The organism is Variovorax sp. 01T432, from assembly GCF_056398605.1.
The window spans coordinates 133,828-159,028 of sequence record NZ_JBFTPS010000011.1 but is presented as its reverse complement, the minus strand read 5'-3'; the positions used below and the strand labels follow the sequence as shown (position 1 = coordinate 159,028).

At 68.9% G+C, this 25,201-nt stretch carries 27 protein-coding genes; 17 read left to right on the top strand and 10 right to left on the bottom strand.

Annotated elements, in window-relative coordinates; translation table 11 throughout:
- Positions 1–213 precede the first annotated feature (213 nt).
- Together AC1DNF_RS11780 and AC1DNF_RS11775 are read right to left on the bottom strand one after the other, a co-directional pair.
- Complete coding sequence (locus AC1DNF_RS11780; RefSeq protein WP_478148761.1) at positions 214–2,010, bottom strand: TRAP transporter large permease; 1,797 nt, start codon at positions 2,008–2,010, stop codon at positions 214–216.
- Positions 2,011–2,023: 13 nt separating this feature from the next.
- Positions 2,024–2,629: a TRAP transporter small permease subunit gene (locus tag AC1DNF_RS11775; protein WP_478148760.1), complete on the bottom strand. Its 606-nt coding sequence runs from the start codon at positions 2,627–2,629 to the stop codon at positions 2,024–2,026.
- Positions 2,630–2,813: 184 nt separating this feature from the next.
- Here AC1DNF_RS11775 and AC1DNF_RS11770 point away from each other — a divergent pair, with 184 nt between their 5' ends.
- Positions 2,814–4,106, top strand: a complete 1,293-nt coding sequence (locus tag AC1DNF_RS11770; protein ID WP_478148759.1) for an SUMF1/EgtB/PvdO family nonheme iron enzyme — start codon at positions 2,814–2,816, stop codon at positions 4,104–4,106.
- 3 nt (positions 4,107–4,109) lie between these two features.
- Here AC1DNF_RS11770 and AC1DNF_RS11765 read toward each other — a convergent pair whose 3' ends face one another.
- Positions 4,110–5,213: a substrate-binding domain-containing protein gene (locus AC1DNF_RS11765; protein WP_478148758.1), complete on the bottom strand. Its 1,104-nt coding sequence runs from the start codon at positions 5,211–5,213 to the stop codon at positions 4,110–4,112.
- 131 nt (positions 5,214–5,344) lie between these two features.
- Here AC1DNF_RS11765 and AC1DNF_RS11760 point away from each other — a divergent pair, with 131 nt between their 5' ends.
- From AC1DNF_RS11760 to AC1DNF_RS11735, 6 genes are all read left to right on the top strand, one after another.
- The gene (locus AC1DNF_RS11760) at positions 5,345–6,097 is read left to right on the top strand and encodes an ABC transporter permease (RefSeq protein WP_478148757.1); all 753 of its coding nucleotides are present in this window, start codon (positions 5,345–5,347) and stop codon (positions 6,095–6,097) included.
- Positions 6,094–6,789, top strand: coding sequence for an ABC transporter ATP-binding protein (locus AC1DNF_RS11755; RefSeq protein ID WP_478148756.1), 696 nt, complete (start codon positions 6,094–6,096; stop codon positions 6,787–6,789). The genes AC1DNF_RS11760 and AC1DNF_RS11755 overlap by 4 nt, the downstream gene beginning before the upstream one ends.
- A gap of 29 nt (positions 6,790–6,818) precedes the next feature.
- Positions 6,819–7,613 carry an ABC transporter substrate-binding protein gene (locus AC1DNF_RS11750; RefSeq protein ID WP_478148773.1) on the top strand — a complete coding sequence of 265 codons (795 nt, stop codon included), beginning with the start codon at positions 6,819–6,821 and terminating at the stop codon, positions 7,611–7,613.
- 4 nt (positions 7,614–7,617) lie between these two features.
- Positions 7,618–7,791 (top strand): hypothetical protein, encoded by a 174-nt coding sequence (locus AC1DNF_RS11745; RefSeq protein ID WP_478148755.1) that lies wholly within the window; start codon positions 7,618–7,620, stop codon positions 7,789–7,791.
- Between the two features lie 3 nt (positions 7,792–7,794).
- A complete protein-coding gene (locus AC1DNF_RS11740; protein ID WP_478148772.1) occupies positions 7,795–8,418 on the top strand; it encodes a substrate-binding domain-containing protein in 624 nt (207 codons plus the stop codon).
- A gap of 177 nt (positions 8,419–8,595) precedes the next feature.
- Complete coding sequence (locus AC1DNF_RS11735; protein WP_478148754.1) at positions 8,596–8,973, top strand: nuclear transport factor 2 family protein; 378 nt, start codon at positions 8,596–8,598, stop codon at positions 8,971–8,973.
- 37 nt (positions 8,974–9,010) lie between these two features.
- Here AC1DNF_RS11735 and modC read toward each other — a convergent pair whose 3' ends face one another.
- From modC to modA, 3 genes are read right to left on the bottom strand one after another with little or no spacing between them, the layout of a single operon-like run.
- The gene (gene modC, locus AC1DNF_RS11730; protein ID WP_478148771.1) at positions 9,011–10,105 is read right to left on the bottom strand and encodes a molybdenum ABC transporter ATP-binding protein; all 1,095 of its coding nucleotides are present in this window, start codon (positions 10,103–10,105) and stop codon (positions 9,011–9,013) included.
- A 5-nt stretch (positions 10,106–10,110) separates the two neighbouring features.
- Positions 10,111–10,785, bottom strand: coding sequence for a molybdate ABC transporter permease subunit (gene modB, locus AC1DNF_RS11725; protein WP_478148753.1), 675 nt, complete (start codon positions 10,783–10,785; stop codon positions 10,111–10,113).
- Between the two features lie 16 nt (positions 10,786–10,801).
- Entirely contained in the window at positions 10,802–11,572 is a 771-nt protein-coding gene (gene modA, locus AC1DNF_RS11720) for a molybdate ABC transporter substrate-binding protein (protein WP_478148752.1), read from the bottom strand.
- A 73-nt stretch (positions 11,573–11,645) separates the two neighbouring features.
- Here modA and AC1DNF_RS11715 point away from each other — a divergent pair, with 73 nt between their 5' ends.
- On the top strand, positions 11,646–12,413 hold the full coding sequence (locus AC1DNF_RS11715) for a TOBE domain-containing protein (RefSeq protein WP_478148751.1): 768 nt from the start codon (positions 11,646–11,648) through the stop codon (positions 12,411–12,413).
- Between the two features lie 20 nt (positions 12,414–12,433).
- Here the strand turns inward: AC1DNF_RS11715 and AC1DNF_RS11710 are convergent, their stop codons facing one another.
- Positions 12,434–12,901 carry a nuclear transport factor 2 family protein gene (locus AC1DNF_RS11710; protein WP_478148750.1) on the bottom strand — a complete coding sequence of 156 codons (468 nt, stop codon included), beginning with the start codon at positions 12,899–12,901 and terminating at the stop codon, positions 12,434–12,436.
- A 109-nt stretch (positions 12,902–13,010) separates the two neighbouring features.
- On the opposite strand from AC1DNF_RS11710, the gene AC1DNF_RS11705 reads away from it, so the two are divergent.
- Entirely contained in the window at positions 13,011–13,592 is a 582-nt protein-coding gene (locus AC1DNF_RS11705; protein ID WP_478148749.1) for a TetR/AcrR family transcriptional regulator, read from the top strand.
- A 7-nt stretch (positions 13,593–13,599) separates the two neighbouring features.
- On the opposite strand, the gene AC1DNF_RS11700 is transcribed toward AC1DNF_RS11705, so the two are convergent.
- From AC1DNF_RS11700 to AC1DNF_RS11690, 3 genes are all read right to left on the bottom strand, one after another.
- A complete protein-coding gene (locus tag AC1DNF_RS11700) occupies positions 13,600–13,920 on the bottom strand; it encodes a thioredoxin family protein (protein WP_478148748.1) in 321 nt (106 codons plus the stop codon).
- A gap of 45 nt (positions 13,921–13,965) precedes the next feature.
- Positions 13,966–15,126 (bottom strand): ABC transporter substrate-binding protein, encoded by a 1,161-nt coding sequence (locus AC1DNF_RS11695; protein WP_478148747.1) that lies wholly within the window; start codon positions 15,124–15,126, stop codon positions 13,966–13,968.
- 165 nt (positions 15,127–15,291) lie between these two features.
- Positions 15,292–16,425: a helix-turn-helix domain-containing protein gene (locus tag AC1DNF_RS11690; protein ID WP_478148746.1), complete on the bottom strand. Its 1,134-nt coding sequence runs from the start codon at positions 16,423–16,425 to the stop codon at positions 15,292–15,294.
- Between the two features lie 131 nt (positions 16,426–16,556).
- Between AC1DNF_RS11690 and AC1DNF_RS11685 the strand changes: the two genes are divergently transcribed.
- The 8 genes from AC1DNF_RS11685 to AC1DNF_RS11650 all read left to right on the top strand — a co-directional run bounded on the left by AC1DNF_RS11685 (position 16,557) and on the right by AC1DNF_RS11650 (position 25,176).
- Positions 16,557–17,051, top strand: a complete 495-nt coding sequence (locus AC1DNF_RS11685; protein ID WP_478148745.1) for a (2Fe-2S)-binding protein — start codon at positions 16,557–16,559, stop codon at positions 17,049–17,051.
- A 10-nt stretch (positions 17,052–17,061) separates the two neighbouring features.
- Positions 17,062–19,491 (top strand): xanthine dehydrogenase family protein molybdopterin-binding subunit, encoded by a 2,430-nt coding sequence (locus tag AC1DNF_RS11680; protein WP_478148744.1) that lies wholly within the window; start codon positions 17,062–17,064, stop codon positions 19,489–19,491.
- 20 nt (positions 19,492–19,511) lie between these two features.
- Positions 19,512–20,303, top strand: coding sequence for an FAD binding domain-containing protein (locus tag AC1DNF_RS11675; RefSeq protein WP_478148743.1), 792 nt, complete (start codon positions 19,512–19,514; stop codon positions 20,301–20,303).
- A 9-nt stretch (positions 20,304–20,312) separates the two neighbouring features.
- Positions 20,313–21,242 carry an AAA family ATPase gene (locus tag AC1DNF_RS11670; protein ID WP_478148742.1) on the top strand — a complete coding sequence of 310 codons (930 nt, stop codon included), beginning with the start codon at positions 20,313–20,315 and terminating at the stop codon, positions 21,240–21,242.
- A 59-nt stretch (positions 21,243–21,301) separates the two neighbouring features.
- On the top strand, positions 21,302–22,450 hold the full coding sequence (locus AC1DNF_RS11665; protein ID WP_478148770.1) for a vWA domain-containing protein: 1,149 nt from the start codon (positions 21,302–21,304) through the stop codon (positions 22,448–22,450).
- Between the two features lie 46 nt (positions 22,451–22,496).
- The gene (locus AC1DNF_RS11660) at positions 22,497–23,075 is read left to right on the top strand and encodes a CoxG family protein (protein ID WP_478148741.1); all 579 of its coding nucleotides are present in this window, start codon (positions 22,497–22,499) and stop codon (positions 23,073–23,075) included.
- A 3-nt stretch (positions 23,076–23,078) separates the two neighbouring features.
- Positions 23,079–24,086 (top strand): XdhC family protein, encoded by a 1,008-nt coding sequence (locus tag AC1DNF_RS11655; RefSeq protein WP_478148740.1) that lies wholly within the window; start codon positions 23,079–23,081, stop codon positions 24,084–24,086.
- A gap of 109 nt (positions 24,087–24,195) precedes the next feature.
- Positions 24,196–25,176, top strand: a complete 981-nt coding sequence (locus tag AC1DNF_RS11650; RefSeq protein WP_478148739.1) for a hypothetical protein — start codon at positions 24,196–24,198, stop codon at positions 25,174–25,176.
- The last annotated feature ends 25 nt before the right edge of the window (positions 25,177–25,201 follow it).

Here is a 25,201-nt window from a genome sequence, read left to right as displayed (position 1 = left end):
TCAACAGCGTGCTGAACATCGCCTGGTTTGACCGTATGGGACTACCCAGACTCTCATGACCTAAAACTCTCGAACCGCCCGGTGCGGACCCGCATGCCGGGTGGTGTGGGAGGGGCGCAGTCTAGGAAGACTGCCCCCTATCCCGATGGCGGGGAGCTGCTTCGCGGGCCGGATGCACCGGCCTGCCGGGGCAGGACCGGGTGCACCCGCGCGCTATTTCTTTTCCTTGCTCAGGGACTCTTCCATCGCCTTCATGGGATCGTCCTCCGCGGCAGGCGCCGCCGGGGCGGAAGGTTCGGCGCCTGTCGCCGGAGCGGGGGCCGAACCGTCCGGTTGCGGCGTCGGTGCGGCGGGTTCTTCCGAGGGCATGTCGGCCTGCATCTGGGCGCCGATCTTGTCCAGGTCGATCTTCACTTCCTTGTCGAGGCCGCTGGAGACGATGCCCGGGAAGGCGATGATGAGCCCGACCATGATGATCTGGATCAGCACGAAGGGCACGGCGCCCCAGTAGATCTGCATGGTCGTGACGGGCTGGATGCGTTTCTTGGTCAGCTTGTCGGTGTACTCGTTGGTCGGCGCGACGCTGCGCAAGTAGAAGAGCGCGAAGCCGAAGGGTGGATGCATGAAGGAGGTCTGCATGTTGACCGCCAGCAGCACCCCGAACCAGATCAGGTCGATGCCGAGCTTCTGCGCCACGGGCGCGAGCAGCGGCACGACGATGAAGGAGAGCTCGAAGAAGTCCAGGAAGAAGGCCAGGAAGAAGATCAGCAGGTTGACCAGGATCAGGAAGCCCAGCTGCCCGCCGGGCATGCCCGTGAGCAGGTGCTCGACCCAGCGCGGCCCGTCGATGCCCTGGAAGACAAGGCTGAAGATGGTCGAGCCGATCAGGATGAACACCACGAAGCAGGACAGCTTGGTGGTCGTGTTGAGCGCCTGCTTCATCAGCGACATGCTCAGCCGCCCGCGCGTGATCGCCATGATGGAGGCGCCGAGCGCACCCATCGCGCCGCCCTCGGTCGGCGTCGCGACGCCCAGGAAGATGGTGCCGAGCACGAGGAAGATCAGCAGCAGCGGCGGGATCAGGACGAAGGTCACGCGCTCGGCGATGCGCGACAGCAGGTTCAGGCGCGTGACGCGGTTGACCACCGCGATGAGGAACGCCAGGATGACGCCCACGCACATGGAGACGACGATGGTTTCATCGGTCGGCACCGAAGTCACCGTCTCGCCGCTCCACCAGGTGTGCACGTCGGCGATGTGCTGGCCGAAGAAGACGGCCGCGCCGGTCGCAAGGAGTGTGACGACCAGGAGCGAGGGCAGCCCGCTGCTGCCGTTCTTTTCGCGGAAGGTGCGGGCCTCCAGCGGCAGGGCCGGCACCCAGGTGGGCTTGAAGATCGCCATCAGGATCACGTAGAGCGCGTACATCGCCGTCAGCATGAAGCCCGGCACGAAGGCGCCCTTGTACATGTCGCCGACGCTGCGGCCGAGCTGGTCGGCCATGATGATGAGCACCAGCGACGGCGGGATGATCTGCGCCAGCGTGCCCGATGCGGCAATGACCCCCGAGGCCAGGCGCCGGTCGTAACCGTAGCGCAGCATGATGGGCAGCGAGATCAGGCCCATCGAGATGACCGAGGCGGCGACCACACCGGTCGTGGCCGCGAGCAGCGCGCCGACGAAGATCACCGCCAGCGCCAGGCCGCCGCGCACCGGGCCGAAGAGCTGGCCGATGGTGTCGAGCAGGTCCTCCGCCATGCCGCTGCGCTCGAGGATCAGCCCCATCAAGGTGAAGAAGGGAATCGCCAGCAGCGTGTCGTTCTGCATGATGCCGAACAGGCGCAGCGGCAGCGCCTGCATGAGCGCCTGCGGCAGGAGGCCGAGCTCGATGCCGACGAAGCCGAAGAAGAGGCCGCAGGCGCCGAGGCTGAAGGCCACGGGAAAGCCGAACAGCAGGAAGATGATCAGCCCCGCGAACATGATCGGGGCGTAGTTCTGGGTCAGAAATTCCATGGGTACTCCGGGATCAGCCTGCGTTGGCCTTGGCCTTGGCCTCGGCGAGGCGAAGGATCTCTTCGGCCAGTTCTTCTTCGGCCGTCTTCTCCGCGCGCTTCTGGGTCGGGTCGTCGATGCGGCCTTGCAGGAACGCGATGCGCTTGATGAGTTCGGACCAGCCCTGGAGCAGCAGCAGCGTGAACCCGATCGGGATCATGGCGTACACCGGCCAGCGGATCAGGCCGCCCGCGTTGTTCGACATTTCGCCCGAGCGGTAGCCCTGGAGGAAGAACGGAATGCCATACCAGAGGATGGCCAGGCAGATGGGGGTGAGAAAGAAAGTAAAGCCGATGATGTCGATCCAGATCTGCTTGGATTTCGACAGTCGGCTCGATATCACGTCGATCTTCACGTGCTCCTGGTTGAGCAGCGTGTAGCCCGCGGCGATGAGGAAGGACGCCGCGAAGAAGTACCACTGCACTTCGAGGAACGCGTTCGAACTCATGTTGAACGCTTTGCGCACCACGGCATTGATGCCGCTGATGACCGTCGAGGCCAGGATCAACCAGATGACGTACTTGCCGATCTGGCCATTGAGCCAGTCGATGGCACGCGAAAACCTGAGCAAGCTGTTCATGCTCCCCCCCAAATGAATGAACGCCGAATATGAAATCGCCCGGGCCGCCGGTCATGCCGACGTGGCCACGGGCGCTCACGGACGCGGGATTTTAGGGGGGCGAGTAGGCCCTTCCGGGGCGCAACAGGATGGTGTATTCCCTAGGCGCGGGAGCTCGCCCGCGCATCGTCGCCATAATCCCGCCATGCCCTCGAGCCCGCCGTCTTCGACGCCGTTCGGCACACCCGGCCTGCCGCATTCGATCGACTCGCCGGACATGTGCCGCGCGGGCCGTGAACTGCTGTCGCTGGCGCTGATCGACGCGCGCAACCACACGCTGCATCTCCTCTCTCTCTGCGAGGAGGCGCTCGGCACGGCGACGCTCGCCGTGCCCCGGCGGGATGACATCGACCCGCCGCTGTGGCTGGCGGGCCACATCGGGTGGTTCGCGGAATGGTGGATCGGGCGCAATACGCAGCGCGCCTTCGGCGCCGACTGCCCGGTGCGGCCCACGCGGCTGGCCGCGATCGAGCCGCAGGCCGATGCCTGCTGGAACCCGGCGCAGGCCGCCCCGCCGGACCGGTGGTCGCCCGCGCTGCCCGATCTCGCGCAGACCAAGGCCTACATGCTCGACACGCTGGAAAGCACGCTCGAATTGCTGGAGCACGCGGCCGAGACGGACGCCGGCCTCTACTTCTACCGGCTCGCGCTGTTCCATGAAGACCTGCGCGGCGAGCAGCTGATGGTGATGGCGCAAACGCTCGGCCTGGCGCTGGGCGTCGAGACGCAGCCCGCCGCCGTCACGCGCGAGCCGCTGCTGCTGCCGGCGACGTCCTGGGAGCTGGGCATGGCCGGCACGGGCTTCGCCTTCGCGCAGGACCGGGGCCAGCTGCGCCTGGATGTGCCGGAATTCGAGATCGACGCCCAGCCGGTGACCTGGAGCCAGTACGTCGAGTTCGTGGATGACGGCGGCTACGATCGCGACGAATTCTGGCAGCCGGGCGGCCGCGACTGGCTGTGGCACCAGTTCGAAGGGCGGCGCGGACCGCGGTATGTCGAGCAGATCGGCGCGGCGCGGCATGGCACGGGCGGCTCGGTCCTTCAGCAGCACTTCGGCCGGACCGTGCGCGCGGCCGGCAACCAGAGCGCCGTGCATGTGTCGTGGTGGGAAGCCGACGCCTGGGCGCGCTGGGCGGGGCGACGCCTGGCCACCGAAGTCGAGTGGGAGATCGCCGCGCACACCGCCGCGCGGCGCGGCTTCCGATGGGCGGATGTCCACGAGTGGACCGCGGGCACGCTGCAGTCCTGGCCCGGCTTCGCGGCGGATCCATGGAGCGCCGGCACGCCCTTCGATCCGCAGCCCGCCTTCGGGCACGCGCGTGTGCTGCGGGGCGCCTCCTTCGCCACCCGGGCGCGGCTGCGCTCGCCGAAGCACCGGGGCTTCGCGCTGCCGGGGCGCGATGACGGCTTCTTCGGCTTCAGGACCTGCGCGCTTTGAGCGTCAGCGGGTCTTTTTCGGCTGCTTGAATTTCCACCACGGCAGCAGGGCGCTGAGCGACTGCACTTCTCCGCTGTTCGCGCTCTCGTAGCCCGGCAATGTGCCGAGCTGGTGCTGCCATGCCGCGCCGCGCAGCAGGGTGAGCAGTGCCTGAATGGCGGGCTGGTCGAGCGCTGATCGAAGGCAGGCCAGGTTGTAGCGCTCATGGACCAGCGGCACGAAGCCGAGTCCGGCGCTGCGCGCCGCCGATTCGAGCCCGAGCCCCGCATCGGCCTGGCCGGCCGCCACGGCATGCGCGACCGCGGTATGCGAGGGCTCGCTGCGCGCATAGCCGTCGAGCGCGGCGGCATCGAGCCCGGCGCGCTGCAGCAGTTCGTCGAGCACGACGCGGGTGCCGGTGCCGATGGCGCGGTTCACGTACCGCGCGCGCCGGCTGGCCACGTCGGCGAGGCCGCGCAGGCCGAGCGGGTTGTCGGGCGCGACGATCAGCCCCTGCGTGCGCCGCGCGAAGCCGATGATCTTGTGCAGCCCCGGCTGGAGCAGCGGCTTGTAGGTGCGCTGCGCCAGGGAGCCGACGGGCGGCTGCTCCAGGGTGTGGAAGCCCGCCATCACGCAGCGCCCCTGGTTCAGCGCGCTGATCGCGTCGACGCTGCCGGTGAAATGGATGTCGAGCTGAAGCCGCGCCTTCTCGGCCGCGTGGGCGCGCAGCAGGACCAGCGCGTCGTCATGGCTTGCCTGCAGGCTCAGCACATGCGTGCTGTCGTCGAAGGCGAGCGCGAAGGCCCGTTCGAGGTCCGCATGCAGCGCCTCGATCTGCGGCGCCAGCCGGGCCTGCGCCTGACGCTCGGCCCACAGCAGCTTGTCCCCCAGTTCGGAGAGCTGGGCGGAGCGGCCCTGCTCGCTCGTGACCAGCGGGTGGCCGAAGGTCTGCTCCCAGCGCCTGAGTTCGCCCCAGACGTGGCGATAGGACAGGCCGACCGCGCGCGCCGCCCCGGAGATGGAGCCGTGCTCGCGCACGGCGTGCAGCAGTTCCATGAGCGGATTGCGGATCAATCCGCGGCCGTGGCGGCGCGGGGCGATGGCGTAGGAGAGTTCGATCTGTTGCACGAGGGGAGAAGAAGGGGGTGCGAGGGATTATGCAGAGGGGGCGCCTCGGGTCCTTACTTATGCAAGGCATTGCATAGGGTGGGTGGGCAGGCCTGCCGCATACTGCCCCCGCTCCCCATTTCACCGCACGCATGAATACCTTCGCCGACAGCGCCGTCGCCGCCGCCCGCCTCCTCGTCTCGGGCGACCCCGTGCTGATGGCCATCGTGGGCCGCTCGCTGGCGGTCAGCGCCACGGCCTGCGCGCTGGCCTGCGGCTTCGGGCTGCTGCTGGGCGCCTGGATCGCCGTGTCGCGCTTTCAGGGGCGCGGCCTGCTGCTGACGCTGCTCAATACGCTGCTGGCGCTGCCGTCGGTGGTCGTCGGGCTGGTGATCTATCTGCTGCTGTCGCGCTCGGGCCCGCTCGGCTTCCTGGGCTGGCTCTTCTCGTTCAAGGCGATGGTGCTGGCCCAGACCCTCCTGGTGCTACCGGTGGTCATGGCCCTCACGCGCCAGACCGTCGAGGACGCCGACCGCGCTCACGGCGAACAGCTGCGCTCGCTCGGCGCGGGCACCTTCGCGCGGGGCCTGCTCCTCGTGTGGGACGAGCGCTACGCACTCGTCACGGTCCTGATCGCCGCCTTCGGCCGGGCGGTGTCGGAGGTCGGCGCGGTGATGATCGTCGGCGGCAACATCGATGGCTTCACGCGCGTGATGACGACCGCCATCGCGCTGGAAACCAGCAAGGGCGACCTGCCTCTCGCGCTCGCCCTCGGGCTCGTGCTGCTGGGCGTGGTGCTGGTGTTGAACCTCGCGATCGCGGCGCTGCGCGGCTGGCGCGAGCGCATCGACGGCGGCGCGGCCGACGCGCTGGGAACCACCCGGCACGTGGAGGTGGTCTCGTGAGTTCGGAGCCCCTGTTCAGTCTTCACGATATCGACGTGCGCTTTGGCCGCGTGCAGGCGCTTCTGGGCGTTTCGCTGTCGATCGGTGCGGGCGAGCGCGTGGCGCTGATCGGTGCCAACGGCAGCGGCAAGAGCACGCTGCTGCGCGTGCTGCACGGCCTGGTGCCGCATGCGGCCGGCATCTTCGTGAGCGGAGTGCCGCGGCGCGCCCAGGCGATGCTGTTCCAGCGGCCGCACATGCTGCGCGCGCGCGTGCGCACCAACGTCGCGCTTGCGCTCTGGCTGCGCGGCGTTCCGTGGGCGAACGCGCAGCGCGAGGCCCTGGCCGCGCTCGGCCGCGTGGGCCTGCTGTCGCTCGCCGAGCGCAATGCGCGCACGCTGTCGGGCGGCCAGCAGCAGCGCATGGCGCTGGCACGTGCCTGGGCGCTGAGGCCTGAAGTCCTGCTGCTCGACGAGCCGACCGCCAGCCTCGATCCCACGGCCAAGCGCGAGGTCGAGGCCCTGATCGCCGACGCCGCGAAAGGCCGCACCCTGGTCTTCGCCAGCCACAACCTCGGCCAGGTGAAGCGGCTCGCAACCCGCGTGGTCTACATGGAGCACGGCCGGGTGCTGGCCGACCTCCCGGTCCGCGAATTCTTCAGCGGGCCGCTGCCCGAGGAGGCGCATCTGTTTGTCAAAGGAGAACTGGTATGAAGTATTTGAATCGTTGCGCGGCCGCTTTGATGGTGTGGGCGTGCGCGCTGGCCGTCCATGCGGAGACGATCACCATGGCGTCGACTACCTCGACCGAACAGTCGGGCCTTTTTTCTCATCTGCTGCCCGCCTTCAAGCAGGCCAGCAACATCGACGTCAAAGTGGTCGCGGTCGGCACCGGCCAGGCGATCGACATGGCCCGGCGCGGCGATGCCGACGTGCTCTTCGTCCACGACACGGCCGCCGAGGAGAAGTTCGTCGCCGAAGGCTATGCGGCCAAGCGCTACCCGGTGATGTACAACGACTTCGTCCTCATCGGCCCGAAGAATGACCCGGCCGGCATTCAGGGCGCGGACATCGTCGCCGCGCTGCGCAAGATCGCGGCGGCCAACGCGCCCTTCGTCTCGCGCGGCGACAAGAGCGGCACCGACGCCGCCGAGCGGCGGCTCTGGGCGCAGGCCGGCCTGACGGACGCCGGCCAGCCCGTGCCGAACGAGAAGAAGGGTTCGGGATACAGGGAATGCGGCTGCGGCATGGGGCCGGCGCTCAATATCGCGGCTTCGAGCGGCGCCTACGTGCTGGCCGACCGCGGCACCTGGCTCAGCTTCAAGAACCGCGCCGAACTCGCGGTGCTCGTGGAGGGCGACAAGCGCCTCTTCAACCAGTACGGCGTGATGGTGCCGAGTCCGGCGAAGTTTCCGCAGCTCAACAGCGCGGGGGCGCAGAAGTTCGTCGACTGGGTGATCTCGCCGGCGGGGCAATCGGCCATCGCGTCCTACAAGATCGGTGGCGAGCAGCTGTTCTTTCCCAATGCGAGCCGGTAGCGGCGTGCTGCGCGCCATGGCGATCGGTCTGGCAATGTCCGCGGGCATGGCTTGCGCGCAGGAAGCGACGCTGTCAGTCTTCGCCGTCGGCAGCCTGCGCGGCCCGATCACCCAGGCCGCCCGGGCGTTTGAACAGGCGAATCCCGGCACGCGCATCGCGCTGACCTTCGGCGCTTAGGGGCTGCTGCGCGATCGCATCATGGCGGGCGAAAGAGCGGATGTGTTCGCCTCGGCCAACATGGCGCATCCGCAGGCGTTGAGCGCGGCCGACGCATGGCGCCCCACCCGTGCCTTCGCGCGCAACGCGATGTGCGCGCTCGCGCGGCCCGGCCTTGCGGTCACGCGCGACAGTCTGGTCAGGACGATGCTCGACCCCGCCATCAAGCTCGGCACCTCGACGCCCAAGGCCGATCCTTCGGGAGACTACGCCTTCGAACTCTTCGAAAAGGTCGAGCGCGCCGGCGCCGCGCCCGCGGGCTCGGGCAAGGCGCTGGCGGCCAAGGCGCTGCAGCTCACGGGCGGCCCGAACTCGCCGCCGCCGCCGCCGGACCGCAATGTCTACGGCATGCTGGTGGCGACCGGGCAGGCCGATGTGTTCCTGACCTACTGCACCAACGCGGTCATCGCCATCGGTGAGGAGCGGTCGCTGCAACTCGTCGAGGTACCGCCGGCCATCAATGTGAGCGCGGAATACGGGCTCGCCGTGCGAAAGGGTGCGCCCCCGTCAGCGCAGGCCTTTGCCGATGACCTGGTGGGCGGCGCGGGGCAGGGCGCACTGCGCAAGGCGGGCTTCCTGGCGCCCTGAGGGGACATCAACCGGGCGCCGATCCGCGAGACGCATGGCACGGATCGAGAAAGCAGAGGGAACGCGTGGGACTTGCGGCGCATGACCTCCCAGGTCATCGACCCGCGACGCTCGCGCGGCGACCATTCATTCACCCCGCGCTGTTGCGGGCCATGAAATGAAATGAAAGGAAGCGCCATGAACACCGCAGCCATCGATGCGACCCGCGTCGCCGAACAGTACATCGCCGTCTGGAACGAGACCGACGCCGAGCGCCGCGCGGCACTCCTCGAAAGCCACTGGACCGCCGACGCGCGCTACGTCGATCCCCTCGCGCAGGCCAGCGGCCGCACGCAGATCAGCGCGCTGGTCGGCGGGGTCCAGCAGCGCTACCCGGGCTTCCGCTTCAGGCTCAAGGGCCGGGCCGACGCGCATGGCGAGCATCTGCGCTTCTCGTGGACGCTGGGCCCGAAGGGCGCCGAGGACCTGATCGAGGGCACCGATTTCGCCCAGCTCGATGCCGGCAAGCTGCGCGCGGTCACGGGCTTCCTGGACAAGGTGCCTGCCGGCGCCTGAGGCAGGCCTTGCGCTCGGCTCGGCGCGCGCGGCGGCCTCACTCGACGATCGCCACGCCCTTGACCTGCGCATGCACGGCCGTGCCCACGGCCAGCCGCAACAGCTCGGCCGACTTGCGCGTGATGCGAGCCAGCATGCGCGTGCCGCCGACGTCCAGGCCCACCATGCACTGGGCCGGGCCGTCGTCGGACAGATCGGAAACGGTCGCGGGCAGGATGTTCAGCACGCTGGTGTCGGCCTGGTGGTGCAGGGTCAGACTCACATCCCGCGCCTGGATTCGCACGCGTACCCGCTGGCCCACAGCGGCGCCGCTGTGGGGCAGGCTGAGACTTCCCCCGGCGAAGGCGACCTGCGTCAGGCTGTAGGCCGGATCGTAGGCCGTGACCACCGCGGCGATCACCGCACCGGCGGCATCGCCATGGGCGAGCGGCAGGTCCAGACGGGTCAGCAGTTCATGGGTGGGGCCGCTGGCAAGCACCCGGCCGGCGTCGAGCAGAACGAGGTGATCGGCCAGCCGCGCCACCTCGTCGGGCGCATGGCTCACGTAGAGCACGGGGATGTCGAGCTCGGCGTGCAGCCGTTCGAGGTAGGGCAGGACTTCGCGCTTGCGCTGGATGTCCAGCGAAGCCAGGGGCTCGTCCATCAGCAGCAGCTTCGGGCTCGTGGCCAGCGCGCGCGCGATACCCACGCGCTGGCGCTCGCCGCCGGAGAGCGTTTCGGGCTGGCGCCCGAGCAGGTGGCCGATGCCCAGCAGCTCCACCGCCAGCGACAGCGAGACGCGACGCTGCCCCGGCGCCACGCGCTTCATGCCGTATTCGAGATTGCGCTGCACGTTCATGTGCGCGAAGAGGCGCGTCTCCTGGAACACATAGCCCAGCGGCCGGCGGTGCGTGGGCAGGAACTTCGCGCCTGCGCCGGTTTGCCCGCCGTGCTGCCAGACTTCGCCGTTGATCTCGACATGGCCGCCCGCGGCGCGATGCAGCCCGGCGATCGCGCGCAGGCAGGTCGTCTTGCCGCAGCCGGAAGGGCCGAAGAGCGCGGTCACACCCCGGCCGGGCAGGGCAAGCGCCACATCGAGCGAGAAGCCGGGGTAGTCGACCTTCAGGCGCGCCTGCACGCCCGTGTTCGCCATCGCGCTCACCGCCGCCGTCCCGTGGGATTGAGGACGTACAGCGCCAGCAGCACCAGGAAGGAGAACAGCACCATCGCGGCCGCCAGCCAGTGCGCCTGCGTGTATTCGAGCGCTTCGACGTGGTCGTAGATCTGCACCGATATCACGCGCGTCCTGTCGGGGATGTTGCCGCCCATCATCAGCACCACGCCGAATTCGCCCACCGTATGGGCGAAGCCCATCACGATGGCTGTGAGATAGCCCGGCCGCGCGAGCGGCAGCACGACGCTGAAGAAGCTGTCGATCGGCGAGGCCCGCAAGGTCGCCGCCGCCTCCAGCGGCTGCTCGCCGATGGCCTCGAAGGCGTTCTGGATCGGCTGCACCACGAAGGGCATCGAATACACCACCGAGCCGACCACCAGCCCGGCAAAGGTGAAGGGAAGCAGGCCGATGCCAAGCCATTGCGTCAATTGACCGACCGGGCCGTGCGGCCCCATGGTCACCAGGAAATAGAAGCCCAGCACCGTCGGCGGCAGCACCAGCGGCAACGCCACCAGCGCGCCGACGGGCCCCTTCCAGGCCGAGCGCGTGCGTGCCAGCCACCACGCGAGCGGGGTGCCCAGCAGAAGCAGGATCACCGTGGTGAACGACGCCAGCTTCAGCGTGAGCGCGACGGCGCCGAGGTCGGCGGCGGTGGGCATGAAGTGCGCGGGCCTGTCAGATGTCGTAGCCGAAGGCGCGGATCACGGCCTTCGCGCCGTCGGATTTGAGGAAGCTCATGAAGGCGGTCGCGGCCGCGTTGTCCCTGGCGCGGGCCAGCAGCACCGCGTCCTGCCGGATCGGGCTGTGCAGCGCCGCGGGCACGATCCACGCCGAGCCGCTCTTGAGCCTGCCGTCTTCCCAGACCTGCGACAGGGCGACGAAGCCGAGTTCCGCGTTGCCGGTGGAGATGAAGCTGAAGGTCTGGGCGATGCTTTCGCCCTGGACGAACTTCGGCTCCAGCTGGCTCAGGAGCCCGAGCTTGGCGAGCGTTTCGACGGCGGCCGCGCCGTAGGGCGCCAGCTTGGGCGCGGCCAGCGCGATATGCGCGAAGCTGCCGCTCCTGAGGACCTCGCCGCCGGCATCCACATAGCCGGGCCTGGCGGACCACAGCGCCAGCTTGCCGATGGCATAGGTGAAGCGGCTGGCGGCGATCGCGGCGCCTTCCTTCTCGAGCCTTGCCGGGGTTTCGTCGTCGGCCGAGAGGAAGACGTCGAAGGGCGCGCCGCTCTGGATCTGTGCGTAGAACTTGCCCGTCGCGCCCGTGGAGACCACCAGCTTGTGGCCGCTTGCCTTCTCGAAGTCTGCGGCGATGATCTTGATCGGCCCGGCGAAATTGGCGGCCACCGCGACCTGCACTTCCGCCGCGTGGACGGCCAGCGAGGCGAAGAGGGCGAAGAGGGCGAAGAGCGGGAGGATCCGCAGGCGGGACGCGTTTCGAAGGTTCATGGTGCTGGCGCCGAGGAGGCGCTATTCATCGATGGAATAGCGGGGAGTGTAGGCCAAGCGGCACAATCCCCGCATGGCTTTCCCCCGTTTCGGCGACGCGCTCGGCCACGGCATGAGCGACAAGCGCATCGACATCCTGCGCGGCATCGGCCGCACGGGCAGCATCTCGCAGGCCGCGCGCGATGCGGGCGTCAGCTACAAGGCCGCCTGGCAGGCCGTGGCGACGCTGACCAATCTGGCGGGTGTGCCGCTGGTGGAGCGCGCGGTGGGTGGCGCGGGTGGCGGCGGGGCCTCGCTGACCCCGCATGGCACGCAACTGCTGGAGCTGGCGGACGCGCTCGACACGGCGCGGCGCGAGGTCCAGACGCGGGCAGGAACGGCGAGCGCCGGCACGGCGGTCGCGCGGCTGGCGATCCGCACGAGCATGCGCAACCAGCTGCCGGTGACCGTGAGCGCGCTCGAATCCACGGGGCGCATGGTGCGCGTCGTCATGGCGCTCGGCGGCGAGCACCCCGGCACGGCCCGCATCGCCGCGCGCATCACGCAGGAGAGCGCGGAGCTGCTCGGACTGGCCGAAGGCATGGCGGCCATCGCGCTGTGCAAGGCGACGGCCGTGCGCGTCGAGCGGGCGTCATCGGCGCAGCGACGGCCGAAGGGCAATCAGCTTGCCGGCCTGGTGTCGAGCGCCGCGCGCGGCGAGGACGGCGACGAGATCGATATCGCGCTGGCGGGTGGCCTCCAGCTCGTCGGCTTCGCGGCGAGCGGGAGCGGGTTGCGCACACGGCAGCGTGTCACGGCCATGGTCGACGAGGCTTCGGTCGTCGTGGCGCTGCCGGGCTGAGGGCCCCGCGGCCCGTCCCCTCAGAAGCCGAAATCGCTCAGGCCCGGATGGTCGTCCGGGCGGCGGCCGAGCGGCCAGAAGAACTTGCGCTCGCTTTCCTTGATGGGCGCGTCGTTGATGCTCGCGTGGCGATGGGTCATCAGGCCCGCCTCGTTGAACTCCCAGTTCTCGTTGCCGTAGCTGCGGAACCAGTGGCCGGAATCATCGTGCCATTCGTAGGCGAAGCGCACGGCGATGCGCGGCCCGCCGAACGCCCACAGCTCCTTGATCAGCCGGTAGTCGAGTTCGCGCGCCCACTTGCGTTCCAGCAAGGCCTGCGCGGCGGGCCGGCCGACCACGAATTCCGCGCGATTGCGCCAGCGCGTGTCCTCGCTGTAGGCGAGCGCCACGCGGGCGGGGTCGCGCGAGTTCCAGCCGTCTTCGGCCAGGCGCACCTTCTGGATGGCGGTCTCGAGCGTGAAAGGGGGGAGAGGGGGGCGGGTTTCCATGGTGATGCCTCGAGTGAAGGGTTGGAAAGAGGATGGGTCGAAGGGGTAGACAGATCTGTCTATGGCGCCCAGTCTAGCGGACGTAGACAGATCTGTCTACAATCGATTCATGCCGACCGACACGATGGATATCAAGGATCTTCCCGCGCGGGAGCGCATTCTGCTGACCGCGCACGATCTGTTCTATCGCGAGGGCATCCGCGCCACCGGCATCGACCGTGTGATCGCCGAGTCGGGCGTGGCCAAGGTCACCTTCTACCGTCACTTCCCGAGCAAGAACGACCTGGTCCTGGCCTTCCTGAACTATCGGCACGCGCGCTGGATGAACTGGTTCAAGGACGCCTTGCAGCGTCATGGCGCGAACCGCGGCAAGGGCATCGATGCGCTGGTTCCCGCGCTGGGCGAATGGTTCGGCGAAGCCGGCTACCGAGGCTGCGCCTTTCTCAACAGCGTCGGCGAGCTCGGCGGCACGATGCCCGAGGTGGTCGAGATCGCCCGCGGACACAAGGGCGACATGACGGCGGAGATCGAGAAGCTGCTGCCGCCATCGAGGCATCGCGCCAAGGATGCCCAGGCGATCTCGCTGGCGGTGGATGGCGCGATCGTGCACGCCCAGTTCGAAGAGGCGCCGGGCGCGGCATCCAGGCCGCTGGAGCGCCTGGTGAAGCTGGTGAAGGCGGCCGAGGTCTGAGACGCGGCTACGCCACCAGCCGGGCGATTTCGCGGCGCATGGCATCGACGCTGTCAGGCCTGACCAGGCGGCCCAGCTCCTTGCCGTCGCGCATGAACACCAGCGTCGGCCAGAGCTTGACTCGGAAGGAGCGCCCGAGCGGCCGTCCGCTCGCATCCTCGATTTTCAGGTGGCGCAATTCCGGCGTTCCGGCCAGGGCCTGCGCGAGCAGCGGCTGCGCCGCCTTGCAGAAGCCGCACCAGGGTGCGCCGAATTCGACGAGCGTGGGGCCGGGGAGAGCGTCGACCTCGGCACGGGAGGGTTCGTGTGCTGCGTAGGATTCGTTCATCGGCCAGATTTTGCTGCAGGACCGGCGCGGCTGCACGAGCGCCGGCTAGCTGAGCAGCTTGCCGGTCGCGCTGATCACCGCGACATCCACGAACTGGTTGCCTTCGCGGTTGTTGCGGCCGAAGTTGATCTTCACGCCGCCCAGGTCGTAGGCTTCGATGCCGGCCAGGCCCGCGATGACCCCGGCTCGCGTCGGCGCCGGGCCCGCGCGGCGCAGACCTTCGGCCAGCACGCAGGCATCCATGTAGCCTTCCAGGCTCGGCAGCGAGTAGTCCTTGAAGCCGCTGGCCTGCATGTCGGCCTGGTAGCGGCGCACGATCTCGAAGCGGGTCGACAGCGGCGATGGCACGACGATCGCGAAGCCCACGCCGCGCGCCAGGTCGCCCAGCGCCGCCAGCGAACCGGCCGTGATCGACAGGCCGTAGACGCTGCTCTTGCCGCCGGCCGCGCGCAGCGCGCGCACGAAGGCGGGCGCCGTGCCCGCCAGGCCGACGATGACGATCTGCGGCGCCGCCTCGGCGACCTGCCTGGCGGCTGGGTCCACCTCCATGCTGGTGGTGCCGGGCGTGCTGGCGATCACCGCCGGTTCGAGCTTGAGCCGGGCCAGCGATGCCTTGAAGCCCCCCAGCAGCGACTGGCCGAGCGGATCGTTCGAGTACACGATGCCGATGCGCGACTGGCCGAGCACGGCCGCCGTGGCGATGAGCTTGTCGATTTCCTGGTCGTAGTTGGCGCGCACCCAGAAAGTGTTTGGCGAGGCCTTCTTGCGCAAGGACACCGTGCCGGTGTTGGGGCCGACCACGGCCATGCCGGGAACGGCATCGCTGATCTCCGCCGTCTGCCGCGTGCCCAGCGGATGGATCATGGCCAGGACCGAGGCGTCGGCCGCGAAGCCCAGGGCGTTGGATTTCGCGAGCTCGGGCTTGAACTGGTCGTCGGCCATCACCAGCTCGACCTTCGCCCCATTGAGGCCGCCGGCGCGGTTCAGCGCATTGAAATACGCGGTCGAGCCGAGGAACAAGCCTGTGCCGTTGGCCTTTTCCACGCTGCTGTTGTCGAAGCTGGCGCCGATGCGAACGGCCCTGGCCTGGGCGAATGCCGGCAGCCCCAGCCCGGCGGCCGCGGCGACGCCGGTGATGCGGGTGATCGCCTGGCGCCTCGTGGGCTTCAAGGGCGAGGAAAGCCGACGGGCCTCGAATGCGGTCATGGTCAGGGTCCCAGAGAAGCCGCCGGATCGGCGCGCAGGTTGTCGGACACAAAGGTCCAAATTGGCAACGAAATGTAAGTCAGTCGTGGATCGAAGGAAAGCGAGGTGTGGCGAACAACGCAAATTGCCAGCGCAGCCCGGGGTGCGGGGCCTCGCCGGCCCCCTTCAGCGGGACCGCCGGCTCCCGCCCAGCTTGCGATAGACGGTGGCCCGGCTGATGCCGAGCGTGCGCGCGGCTTGCGCCACGTTGCCGCGGGCATCGTCGACGGCGCTGCGGATGAGCGCCGTCTCGACATCGCGCAGCCGTGGGCGGCCGGCGGCTTCGGGCGGGATGGCGACGGGCGCGGGGCGGCCATTCAGCCGCGGCCGTACCTGGACCCGCAGCCCCGACCACAACGGCACCTCGAGCACCGCGTCGCCGCGCCGCGCCGCGTCGAACAGCATCTGCGGCGGCAAGGCGAAGAGATCGTTGCAGTGCAGGCGGGGGCCGGCCACCAGGGGCCGGTGAAGCATGTGGCGCGCCGCCGCGTTGGCACCGGTGACGTTGCCGTCGGCATCGATGCACAGCAGGCCCTCGGAATCCGCGCCGGCGGCGCAGCCCGGCCAGCCGATGCCCAGCAGCAGCTCGCACGGGTGGTGCTGCACCAGCGCGTTCTCGATGCTGCGCGCCGACAGCGCGGCCAGGTGGCGCAGCTCCGGGCGCTCGACCACCTGGACACCGGTCAGGTCCAGCATGCCGATGCAATCGCCTTGCGGTCCGAACAGCGGTGCGCCGGCGCAGGTGTAGACGCTGGTGTCGTCGAAGAAGTGCTCGCCGCGGTGCAGCCAGACGGATTCGCGCTCGGCCAGCGCGGCACCGATGGCGGTGGTGCCGACCGCGCGCTCCGACAGGTCGATGCCGATGCGCGCGATGTCGCGCGCATGCCGGGCGGCCGGGTCGCTGCCGCCCGGCAGGGCGCCGACATCGACCACGATGCCGTCGGCATCGGTCAGGATCGCGAAGTAGCGCGTGTCGGCGATGGCGCGAGAAAGCCGGTCGAGCACCGGTCGGGCGGCCGAGACCAGCGCATGGTTGCGCTCGGCGACGCGGCGTATCGCCTCGTTCGATACCGGGTCGAAGCTCACGCGCTGCTGCGGCCGATGGCCCGCCGCCAGGCAACGCTGCCATGAACGCACCAGCCACGGCTCGACTTGCGCGGCGCGGCCGCCCGCGGCCGCTTCGCCGTCGATCCATTCGCGTCGGGCCTGGGCGATGGTCAGGGCGCGCTCAGGCACGGGCGAAGCGGGGTGGTTTGTCATGGGGTTGTTTCATTTTGAGAATTTCGGCGGCGACGCGCAAGCGTCAAGGGTTTTGCCTAGGATGTAGCGCATTGCCGGCGTCCAAGATTCCACTCGCCATTCCAGCCATCACCTCAAACGGAGACAGCCACATGCAGGTTCAATTCACGGTCAACGGCCGCGAGGTCACGGTCGACGCCCCTCCCAACACCTTCCTCGTCCAGGCGATCCGCGAACATCTCCACCTTACCGGCACCCATGTCGGCTGCGACACCGCCCAGTGCGGTGCCTGCACCATCCACGTCAACGGCCGCGCCGTCAAGTCGTGCAACGTGCTGGTGGCCCAGGTGGCCGGCGCCGAGATCACCACCATCGAAGGCATCGCCCAGCCCGACGGCACGATGCATCCGATGCAGGCGGCCTTCAAGGAGTGCCACGGCCTGCAATGCGGCTTCTGCACGCCGGGCATGGTGATGAGCGCGATCGACCTGTGCATCCATCACCCCAAGTCCAGCGAGACCGAGATTCGCGAACTCCTCGACGGCAACATGTGCCGCTGCACCGGCTATCAGAACATCGTCAAGGCGGTGCAGATGGGCGGCGAGGCGATGGCCGCCGCGCCCGCCAAAGCAACGGCCACGGCCTGAGGAGCACGACATGGGCGCACCCGACTTCGCAAACCTGCCGCACATCGGCGAGGCACTCCGGCGCAAGGAAGACTACCGCTTCCTGACCGGCGCCGGCCAGTACACCGACGACATCACCATGGGCAACCAGAGCCACGCGATCTTCGTGCGCTCGCCCCATGCGCATGCCACGATCAAGTCGATCGACATCGCGGCCGCATCGAAGATGCCCGGCGTGATCGGCATCTTCAGCGGCAAGGACATCGAGGGCAAGATGGGCGGCCTGCCTTGCGGCTGGCTCATCAACAACCCCGACGGCACGCCGATGAAGGAGCCGATGCACCCGATCCTGGCGATCAAGAAGGTGCGCTACGTCGGCGACCATGTCGCAATGGTCGTGGCCGAGACGGTCGAGCAGGCCAAGAACGCGGCCGAGGCGGTGGTCGTCGACTATGAAGTCCACCCCGCGCTGGTGAGCGTGGCCGACGCGGCGAAGAAGCAGAGCGGCGTCACGCTCCACGACGAGGCGCCCGACAACCAGTGCTACAAGTGGACGCTCGGCGACAAGGCGGCGGTGGACGCGGCCTTCGCCAATGCCGCGCACGTCACCCGGCTGGACCTGGTCAACAACCGCCTGATCCCGAACGCCATGGAGCCGCGCGTGGCCATCGGCAACTACAGCCGCGCCACCGAGGAGTACGTGCTCTACGTCTCCAACCAGAACCCGCACGTCGAGCGGCTGCTGATGACGGCCTTCGTCCTCGGCCTGCCCGAGCACAAGGTGCGCGTGATCGCGCCGGACGTGGGCGGCGGCTTCGGCTCCAAGATCTATCTCTATGCCGAGGACGTGTGCCTGACCTGGGCCGCCAAGCAGCTCAACCGCAGCATCAAGTGGACCGGCGAGCGCAGCGAGAGCTTCCTGTCCGACGCGCATGGCCGCGACCACGTGAGCCACGCCGAGATGGCGATGGACAAGGATGGGAAGTTCCTGGCGCTGCGCGTGCACACCGACGCCAACCTGGGCGCCTACCTGTCGACCTTCGCCACGGCGATTCCGACCATCCTCTACGCCACCCTGCTGGCCGGCCAGTACACGACGCCGCAGATCTACGTGGAGGTCGATGCCTGGTTCACCAACACCACCCCTGTCGACGCCTACCGCGGCGCCGGCCGGCCCGAGGCCACCTATCTGCTGGAGCGCCTGGTGTCGCGCTGCGCCTGGGAGATGAATCTGGGCCAGGACGAGATCCGCAAGCGCAACTTCATCACCACCTTCCCCTACCAGACGCCGGTGGCGCTGCAGTACGACACGGGCGATTTCCATGCCTGCATGGACAAGTCCAAGGAGCTGGCCGACGTCGCCGGCTTCGCGCAGCGCAAGGCCGCGAGCGAGGCGCAGGGCAAGCTGCGCGGCATCGGCTACTCCAGCTACATCGAGGCCTGCGGCATCGCGCCTTCGAACATCGCCGGTGCGCTCGGCGCGCGGGCGGGCCTGTTCGAGTGCGGCGAGATCCGCGTGCACCCCACCGGCAGCGTGACCGTGTTCACGGGCTCGCACAGCCACGGTCAGGGGCATGAGACGACCTTCGCGCAGGTCGTGGCGGCGCGCCTGGGCATCGCGGTCGAGGCGGTCGACGTCGTGCACGGCGACACCGGCCGAGTGCCCTTCGGCATGGGCACCTACGGCTCGCGCTCGATCTCTGTGGGCGGCGCGGCGATCATGAAGGCGCTCGACAAGATCGAGGCCAAGGCCAAGAAGATCGCGGCCCACCTGATGGAGGCGAGCGACGCCGACATCGAATTCGCCAACGGCGAGTTCACGGTCAAGGGCACCGACAAGAAGGTCCCGTTCGGCCAGGTCGCGCTCACGGCCTACGTGCCGCACAACTATCCGCTCGACAAGCTGGAGCCGGGGCTGAACGAAACCGCGTTCTACGACCCGACCAACTTCACCTTCCCGGGCGGCACCTACATCTGCGAGGTGGAGGTCGACCGCCAGACCGGCGAGGTCAAGGTCGACCGCTTCACCGCGGTGGACGACTTCGGCACCATCATCAATCCGATGATCGTCGAGGGCCAGGTGCACGGCGGGCTGGTGCAGGGCATCGGCCAGGCGCTGATGGAGAACTGCGTCTACGACAACGCGACCGGCCAGCTGCTCACCGGCAGCTTCATGGACTACGCGATGCCTCGCGCCGACGACTTCCCGCACTTCAAGCTCGGCACGGTGTGCACGCCCTGCACGCACAACCCGCTGGGCACCAAGGGCTGCGGCGAGGCGGGCGCGATCGGCTCGCCGCCGGCCGTCATCAACGCGCTGCTCGACGCGCTCGCGCCGCTGGGCGTGAAGGAATTCGACATGCCGGCCTCGCCGCATCGCGTCTGGGAAGCGATGCAGAAGGCCAGCGCCACCCCGCAGACGACGGCGACCGCCAGCACCCAAGGCCGTCCGGCTCCCTGAACACCGAAGGAAATCCAATCATGTACGCCTTCACACTCGAACGCCCCACCACCCTGGCCGACGCCGTCAAGCTTGCCGCCGCGGGGGCCAAGCCGCTGGCCGGCGGCCAGACACTGCTGGCCTCGATGAAGCTGCGCCTGTCGGCGCCCGAAAAACTGGCCGACCTGAGCGGCGTCAAGGAACTCACCGGCATCCGCAGGGAAGGCGATGCCTTCGTGATCGGCGCCATGTCGCGGCACCTGGATGTCGCGAACAATGCCGAGATCAAGGCGGCCTTTCCGGCACTGGCCGATCTCGCCTCCCGCATCGGCGACCGGCAGGTGCGCGCGATGGGCACGATCGGCGGCTCGGTGGCCAACAACGACCCGGCGGCCTGCTATCCCAGCGCGGTGCTGGGCTCGGGCGCGACGGTCATCACGACCGAGCGCGAGATCGCGGCCGACGATTTCTTCCTGGGCCTATTCACCACGGCGCTGGAGGAGAACGAGCTGATCAAGGCGATCCGCTTCCCGATCCCGAAGCGCGCCGTCTACGAGAAGCTGCGCCAGAAGGCCTCGAACTTCCCGCTGGTGGGCGTGTTCCTCGCGCAGTACGACAGCGGCGTGCGCGTGGCCGTCACCGGCGCGGGCAACGGCGTGTTCCGGCACACCGGGCTCGAAGCGGCGCTGAACAAGGCTTTCACGCCCGAATCGGCGGCCGGTGTGAAGATCGATTCCAGCGATCTCAACACCGACCTGCATGCCTCGGCGGCCTACCGCGCCAACCTGATCAGCGTGCTGACCCAGCGGGCGGTCGCCAAGGCGCTCGGCTAAGCTCCGGCAATGACCGATTTCACGCCTGCGCCGACCTCGCCTTTCCCTTCCATCGACGCGGTCATGCAGGCGCTGGAAGGCGCGGGCTACTACGCGGACCGCCGGCTCGCGACCGCGGTGTTCCTCGCGCTCAAGCTGCAACGGCCGCTGCTGCTGGAAGGCGAGCCCGGCGTCGGCAAGACCGAACTGGCGAAGGCGCTGTCGACCGCGCTGCAGCGTGAGCTGCTGCGCCTGCAGTGCTACGACGGCCTGGAGCAGCGCGAGGCGCTCTACGAGTGGAACTACGCCGCGCAACTGCTGCACATGCGCGCGGCCGAAGCCCACGGCGCGTCGAGCGACATCGAGTCGGAGGTCTACCAGCCGCGCTACCTGATCCGCCGGCCGCTGCTGCAGGCGCTGCAGGCACCCGCGCCCGGGGCGGTGCTGCTGATCGACGAGGTCGACCGCGCCGACGAGCCCTTCGAGGCCTTCCTGCTCGAATACCTCGGCGAGTACCAGGTCAGCATTCCCGAACTGGGCACGGTGCACGCGCTGGTGCCGCCCGTCACGCTGCTGACGAGCAACCGCACGCGCGAGCTCAACGATGCCGTCAAGCGCCGCTGCCTCTACCACTGGCTCGACTACCCGCAGCGCGAGCGCGAACTGGCCATCGTGCGCGCGCAGGTGCCGCAAGCCAGCGAGCGCTTGTCGGAACAGGTCGCCGCCTTCATCGGCCGCCTGCGCAGCGCGCCTTTTGCCAGCGCCTTCCAGCGCGCGCCGGGCATTGCCGAAAGCGTCGAGTGGGCGAAGGCGTTGATCGCGCTCGACACTGTGGAGCTCGATCCGGAGATCGTGGTCGACACCGCGGGCATTCTGTTCAAGCAGCGCGACGACGTCGCCGCGTTGACGCGCGAGCTCGCCTCGGACCTGCTCAAGCCCGAGGAGGAGGCAACGCCGTGAGCGCATCCGGCTCCGTGCAGCAGCTCGGCGACGCGCGCCGAGGCAAGCTGGCGGGCAACATGATGGGCTTCGGCCGCGCCCTGCGCCGCGCGGGCGTGCGCACCGACTCCATGCGCATCGCGCTGGCCGCCGAGGCCGCCACGCTGGTGGGCGTCGAAAGCCGCCTCGATCTCGCGGCCGCGATGGAGGCCGTGATGATCAGCCGCGAGGAGGACCGCCTGGTCTTTCGCGAGCTCTTCGACGCCTGGTTCCGCGACCCCGAACTCGCCAACAAGCTGCTCGCGCAGATGCTTCCGAGCGCCGAAGGCAAGGCCGAGCCCTCCAAGCGCCGCCCGCGCGTACGCGAGGCGCTCGCGCCCCCGCGCCAGGCGGTGATGCCCGCGCAGACGGACCGCGAAGTCGACTTCGACGCCGCCATGACGGCGAGCGATCGGCAGCGGGTGCAGCACGCCGATTTCAACGCGCTCGGCGCCTCCGAATACCGGCTGGTGGAGCGGCTGGCGCGCGACATCGCGCTGCCGGTGCCCAAGCTGCCTTCACGCCGGCTGCGCGCGAGCGGCGATGCGAGCCCGCATTCGCGCATGCACTGGCCGGGCGTGCTGCACGAAGCCTCGCGCACCGGCGGCGAGATCCTGCGCCTGCCGCGCCTCTCGCGGCGCAAGCAGCCGCTGCCGCTGCTGGTGCTGGTCGACGTGTCAGGCTCGATGGAGCGTTATGCGCGCCTGCTGCTGGCCTTCCTGCACGCGTCGACGCGGCACTCCGGCCGCCGCGACGTGTTCGCCTTCGGCACCAAGCTGACCGACCTCACGCCCGCCTTCCGGATCGCCGACACCGATGCCATGCTGGCAGCAGCGAGCGCGGCCATCGACGATTTCGCCGGCGGCACGCGCCTGGGCGAATCGCTGGCCGAACTGCGCCACCGCCATGCGCGGCGCCTGACGGGTCGCCGCACGCTGGTGCTGGTGATCAGCGACGGCCTGGATACCGGCGAACCCGAAGCCCTGGAGCGCGAGCTGCTGTGGCTCAAGCGTCATTCGCGGCGGGTGCTCTGGCTCAACCCGCTGCTGCGCTACGAGGGCTACGCCCCCCTTGCGCGCGGTGCGGCCATGTTGCACCGCCATGCGGACGCGATGCTCGCGGTCCACAATCTCAGCGCACTCGAACAACTGGCCGCGAGCCTCGCGGCCTTGATGCGGGCCGGCCGCTAGCGGCGGGGCCCGGTCGAACCCCCCACGAGACAAGAAGGACACCATCATGGAAATGCTCGGCAATCGGCGCCTCGGCGTCACGCAGCAACAAGCCTGGGATGCGCTCAACGATCCCGAGACGCTGAAGAAATGCATCCCCGGCTGCGACAGGTTCGAGCTCACCGGCGACAACCAGTACACCGTCGGCCTCGCCCTCAAGATCGGACCGGTGTCGGCCAAGTTCAGCGGCAAGGTCACCCTGGCCGACATCACCCCGCCGGACAGCTACAAGCTGAGCTTCGAAGGGCAGGGCGGCGTGGCCGGCTTCGCCAAGGGTTCGTCGAGCGTGTCGCTCAAGCCGGTGGCCGACGGAAGCGCCGGCTGCGAGCTCGACTACACCGTGCAGGCGCAGGTCGGCGGCAAGATCGCGCAACTCGGCCAGCGGCTGATCGACGGCGCGGCCAAGTCCACCGCCGACGATTTCTTCAAGCGCTTCGATGCCGAAATGCAAAGCCGCCACGGCGTGCCGCCGGTGGACGCGGAAGCGGCGCAGGCCGCGGAGGCACCTGCCGAGAAGACCGGCGCCGTCGCCGGCTTCATGCAGAAGCTCGGCATTGGCAAGAAGGCCGACAAGACCAGCGAGTAAGCCATGGAAAACCTGGATGTGATGGTGTTGCGCACCTTGCGCGATTGGCGGCTGGCCGGGCGCCGGGCGCTGCTGACGACGGTCGTGCGTACCTGGGGTTCTTCGCCGCGCCCGATCGGCTCGATCATGGCGCTGGCGGAGGACGGCGCCGTGGTCGGCTCGGTCTCGGGCGGCTGCATCGAGGACGACCTGATCGCGCGCTACAGCCGCGCCCACGGCGCGGTCGGCACCATCCCCTCGGGCGCCCCCGCGCTCGTGAAGTACGGCATCACGGCCGACGAGGCCCACCGCTTCGGGCTGCCCTGCGGCGGCACGCTGGAACTGCTGCTCGAATACGACCCCGACGCGGCCTCGCTGGAAGCATTGGTCGCGCAGCTCGAGAAGGGGCGGCTGATGCAGCGCACGGTCTCGCTGGCGGACGGTGCCGTCGCGCTGGCCGAGGCGTCTTCGCCCGCCGAGCTCTCGATCAACGACACCGAACTGGTCAACACCTTCGGACCCGAATACCGCATGCTGCTGATCGGCGCCGGCCAGCTGGCCGAGTACCTTGCCACGATGGCGAAGTTCAGCGGCTTCGCGGTGACGCTGTGCGACCCCCGCGCGGAATACCGCACGACCTGGTCGCTGCCGGGCGTGACGATGAGCACCGAGATGCCCGACGACGCGGTGGCCGCCTTCCGGCCCGACCGGCGCACCTGCGTGGTCGCGCTCACGCACGACCCGAAGCTCGACGACCTGGCCCTGCTCGAAGCCTTGCAGAGCGAGGCCTTCTACGTCGGCGCGATCGGCTCGCGCCGCAACGCGCAGGCGCGGCGCGAACGCATGATCGAGCACTTCGATCAGACGGCCGAATCGCTGGCGCGCCTGCGCGGCCCGATCGGCATCTACATCGGCAGCAAGACGCCGCCCGAGATCGCAGTGAGCGTGATGGCGGAGATCCTGGCGGTGAAGAATGCGGTCACGCTGCCGCGCGAGACGGAGGTGGCGGTCGCCAAGTCGGCCGTCGAGTGAGCGCGGCGCCGGCACGAAAGGTCAGGTGCCAATCAGGAGACAAGCGGATCGTCACGTCTGGTAACTAAGTCATTGGTTCTAACGAGCCATTTGCAAAAGGGGACCGGACATGCAGGCGGCATCTGTCTTTTCCGAGTGCGACCGCGCGCGCGCGCCGGGCTTGATCGACCTGGAGGATCCCTCGCCATGGCGGGCCCTCGACAAGGAATCCTTCGCCTTCCGGCACCGGCTCGCGGGGCACCCTCTGCTCGAAATCCCCCGTCTGGCCGCGCTGTCGGAGAAGGTGTTCGATCGCATCGACTACGCCCGCTACTTCCTGCCGGAGCAGATGCGTCTCGGCGTGCCTGAACTGCGGCGCCGGCTGCGCGAGGACGTACTCGGCATCGGCAGTTCGAAGCGCTGGCTGGCGTTGCGCAACGTCAACGAAATGGATCGTGAATACCAGGCCCTCTTCGAGCAATTGCTGACCGACGTCGAGGCGCTGACGGGCGCGTCGATTCGCGATCAGATCACCTGGGGCGGCCTCACGGTGTTCCTGAACTCGCCCGGGCTGGTCGTGCCCTATCACTTCGACCATGAGACCAACTTCCTGATGCAGATCCGTGGCGAGAAGGAGGTGTGGCTCTATCCGAACGATCGCTCGGTGCTGACCGAGGCGGAGATCGAGGATTTCTACCGCCACAACCCGGTGGCCGGCCGCTGGCGCGATGAGTTGGCGAATGCCGGCACGAGCTACCGGCTCACGCCGGGCGTTGGCGTGCATCATCCGCCGCTGGCGCCGCACCGCATCAGGAACGGCGACCAGGTGTCGATCAGCCTGTCGATGTACTACACGCTGCCGGCCACCGATGATCTGGCGCACGTCTACCAGGCCAATTTCTTCCTGCGCAAGCTCGGCCTGCATCCGCGCCCGCCCGGCCAATCGCGGCTGGTGGATGAGGCGAAGATTCGCTTCATCCGCGCGCTGTCGATGTCGCATCCGAGAACGCAGGACGAGCGCCTGTACTCGGGCATCTCCCGCCTGGGGTTGCCGTTGCGTCTGGCCAAGCGGATGAGGGCGCCGCGGGGTGGCGCGCAGACCGCGGCCTGAGTTGCCCGCGGCCTTTTCCTGGATC